The organism is Neobacillus bataviensis LMG 21833, from assembly GCF_000307875.1.
In the GTDB taxonomy this organism is placed as follows: domain Bacteria; phylum Bacillota; class Bacilli; order Bacillales; family Cytobacillaceae; genus Neobacillus; species Neobacillus bataviensis.
In genome coordinates, this window is record NZ_AJLS01000105.1 from 1 (window position 1) to 508 (window position 508).

1 protein-coding gene and 1 pseudogene are annotated in these 508 nt (G+C 33.3%); both read right to left on the minus strand.

Annotated features, from left to right (window positions below; genetic code table 11):
- On the minus strand, positions 1-299 hold a 299-nt coding region (locus BABA_RS26615), incomplete at its 3' end, for an RNase adapter RapZ (protein ID WP_275450341.1).
- A pseudogene (locus BABA_RS13795) lies at positions 226-508 on the minus strand (hypothetical protein); the annotation flags it as partial. The gene BABA_RS26615 and the pseudogene BABA_RS13795, both read right to left, overlap by 74 nt.

The following is a 508-nucleotide window of genomic DNA, read 5'->3' on the forward strand; positions in this document are numbered from 1 at the left end:
CGATTTGCATTTTTTTGTAACCATTTTTGAAAAGCCATTTTACAGTATCCTTTTATTTTTATAATTACATAACGTGAAACCAATTCAGTATCGTTGGCATCTAAAAACAACAATTTAAAGTTCACACTCGTGTTATCTGTCAATTCGGTCACAATACTTTGAATATCTTCAAAGAAAGCACGCGAACGCATATCAACGACTAAGGCCACTTTATCAATTTTATTATCAGGTGTATTCAATAGCCCAACAAAGACTATTCTTAAATTTGGTGGCATATTGTCCACTGTAAAATAACCCATTAACCATGAAGTTTCCTCTAATCGCCGAGGCCGCGGTTTCATTTCCCACAAAAATTTCTTTAACTGTTTTATTATTAGAAATAAATTGGTCCATTTGACCAAACATCGAACCATAAACCAGACCTAGCACAAAACTTCCAATAAGCCAGCCAAGAATCATCTTTTTTTCAAGACTTAAAATAAGACCAGGAAAACCAAATAAAGCTTTT